Below are 2,928 nucleotides of genomic sequence, written 5' to 3' on the forward strand. Positions count from 1 at the left end.
CCGGCAACGACCCTTCGAGCAGCGCGATCTCGTCGTCGCTGGGGCGACGGTCCACCGGCAGGGCCTGCACCGGCGTGGTCTCCGGGGTGGGCCGGACGACCTGGGCGATCGCGTACAGCGACAGATCCCGCTGCCCGCGGGAGACGTTGCGCCCGAGGATCTCGAGCAGCCCCGGCAGCAGGGTGGTCGCCAGTTCGGGGCGGTCGGCCTCGAGCGGGTTGAGGACCTTCGTGGTCACGCGTCGCGGATCGTCGGCGTCCAGTCCCCAGATGTCGAACACACCGGCGGGCAGGAAGACGGGGGCGAGGACCTCGACGTAGCCGTCGTAGGCCAGGGCGCGGGAGACGGAGCGGCGACGCTTCTGCGGGGCCGTCAGGCCGCGCCCGGCCGGGGCGCTGGGCAGCACCGACGGGATCTGCTCGAGTCCCTCCAAACGCAGCACCTCCTCGACCAGGTCGGCGGGCTGACGCAGGTCGGGACGCCAGGTCGGCGGGGTAACCACGAGCTGGCCGTGGCCGTCCTCGCCGACGCCGACCTCGACGGTGCAGCCGATCTGCGTGAGGCGGCGGGCGGCGGTGCCGTTCGGGTAACTCACCCCGGCCATACGGTCGGGCAGGTCGATGTCCATGCGGATCGTCGGGCTCTCGGTGGGCACGACGATGTCGGTGAGGGTCGTCTCGACCCGGCCACCGGCGATCTCGACGAGCAGGCTCGCGGCCCGGTCGAGCGCGGCACGGGCCACGGCCGGGTCGACGGTGCGCTCGAAGCGCTTGCCGGCCTCACTGCTGAGCTTGTGCCGGCGGTTGCCGCGGAAGACGGCGAGCGGATCCCAGGTGGCGGCCTCGAGCAACACGTCGGTGGTCGAGTCGCTGACCTCGGTGGTGGAGCCGCCCATGATGCCGGCGAGGGAGATCACCCCGGAGTCGTCGGTGATGACGACGTCCTCGGGATCGAGGTCGCGCTCGACACCGTCGAGGGTGGTGAGTTTCTCCCCTGCCCGGGCACGCCGCACGACCAGCTCACCCCGCAAGGTCGCGGCGTCGAAGGCGTGCAGCGGCTGGCCGAGCTCGAGCATGACGTAGTTGGTCACGTCGACCGCGGGCGAGATCGGGCGGACACCGGCGGTGTGCAGGCGACGCTGCATCCACCAGGGGCTCACGGCCTTCGGGTCGATGCCGGTGACGCGGCGCGCGGCGAACCGGGTCGCGTTCGTCTCGGCCTCGAGCCGGATCGGGTAGGCCTCCCCGCCGTCGGACGGCAGCGCCGGCACGCTCGCCGGATCGGCGAACTCGAGGTCGAAGCCGCACGCGAGTTCGCGAGTGAGCCCGCGGACGGAGAAGCAGTAACCGCGGTCGGGGGTGATGTTGAGTTCGATGAGGGTGTCGCCGAGGCCGAGCAGGTCGTTGGCGTCGGTGCCGGGTTCGGCACTGCCCGGTTCGAGCACGAGGATGCCGGAGTGGTCCTTGCCGATGCCCAGTTCGGACAGCGAGCAGATCATGCCGTCGGAGATGTGGCCGTAGGTCTTGCGGGAGGCGATGACGAAGTCGCCCGGGAGCACGGCGCCGGGCAGCGCCGCGACGACGAGGTCGCCCTCGGCGAAGTTACGGGCGCCGCACACGATGCCACGCGGTTCGTCCTCGCCGACGTCGACCTTGCAGAAGCGGATGGGCTTCTTGAACTCGGTGAGCTCGGTGATCTCCGCGACCCGCCCGACGACGAGGTTGTCGATGCGGGCAAGGGTCTCGACGTCCTCGACCTCGAGCCCGACCCGGACGAATCCCGCGTCGAGTTCCTCGGCGGTGACGTCCCACTCCGGGGTGGCGCGCTGCAGGATCTCGGTCAGCCAGGACTGCGCTACTCGCACTTGTGCTCAGCTCTTTCGTTCGGTCGTCGGTGGAGTCGGGGTGGGGAGAGGGCTCTCAGCCCTGCACACCGAACGGCAGGGTGAAGCGGACGTCGCCCTCGACGATGTCGCGCATGTCGGGGATGCCGTTGCGGAACTGCAGGGTGCGTTCGAGACCCATACCGAAGGCGAACCCGGTGTAGACGTCGGGATCGATGCCCGAGGCCCGGAGCACGTTGGGGTTGACCATGCCGCAGCCGCCCCATTCGACCCAGCCGGCACCGCCCTTCTTGTTCGGGAACCACACGTCGACCTCGGCGGACGGTTCGGTGAACGGGAAGTAGTTCGGTCGCATCCGGGTGCGGGTCTCCGGCCCGAACAGTGCCCGCGCGAACGCGTCGAGGGTGCCGCGCAGATGCGCCATGGTCAGACCCTTGTCCACCGCGAGACCTTCGACCTGCGAGAAGACCGGCGTATGGGTGGCATCGAGTTCGTCGGTGCGGAAGGTACGGCCCGGGCACACGACGTAGATCGGGATGTCGCGGTGCAGCATGGTGCGGACCTGCACGGGCGAGGTGTGGGTGCGCAGCACCTGCCGCGAACCTTCCGGGGCGATGTGGAAGGTGTCCTGCATCGTGCGTGCCGGATGGTCGGGCAGGAAGTTCAGGGCGTCGAAGTTGAAGTGCTCGGTCTCGACCTCGGGGCCTTCGGCGACCTCCCAGCCCATCGCGACGAAGACGTCGGCGATCTCGTCGGAGATGATCGAGATCGGGTGCCGGGCGCCGAGCGCGCTGCGGGTCGCGGGCAGGGTGACGTCGACGGCCTCGGCGACGAGGACCGCGGCATCACGTTCGGCCTGCAACGCCGCCTTGCGGTCGTCGAAGGCGGCCTGCACCGCCGTGCGGTGCGCGTTGACCCGCTTGCCGGCGTCGGCGCGTTCGTTGCCGGGCAACGAGCCCAGGGCACGCTTCGCGAGGGAGAGGGGCGCCTTGTCGCCGAGGTGGTCGATCTTCGCCTGGGCGAGTGCGTCGAGGTCGGTCGCAGCGGCGAATGCGTCGATCGCAGACTTCTCGGCGGCGGTGAGC

Annotated in this window: 2 protein-coding genes; both read right to left on the reverse strand. The window is 70.4% G+C overall.

Annotated elements, in window-relative coordinates:
- A partial coding sequence (pheT, locus tag R1101_RS0120220; RefSeq protein ID WP_016935115.1) for a phenylalanine--tRNA ligase subunit beta occupies positions 1-1,864 on the reverse strand: 1,864 nt, incomplete at its 3' end.
- 55 nt (positions 1,865-1,919) lie between these two features.
- On the reverse strand, positions 1,920-2,903 hold the full coding sequence (pheS, locus tag R1101_RS0120225) for a phenylalanine--tRNA ligase subunit alpha (protein ID WP_085996980.1): 984 nt from the start codon (positions 2,901-2,903) through the stop codon (positions 1,920-1,922).
- Positions 2,904-2,928 lie beyond the last annotated feature (25 nt).

The sequence above is a fragment of the Rhodococcus sp. R1101 genome (assembly GCF_000278445.1).
Taxonomy (GTDB): domain Bacteria; phylum Actinomycetota; class Actinomycetes; order Mycobacteriales; family Mycobacteriaceae; genus Rhodococcus; species Rhodococcus gordoniae.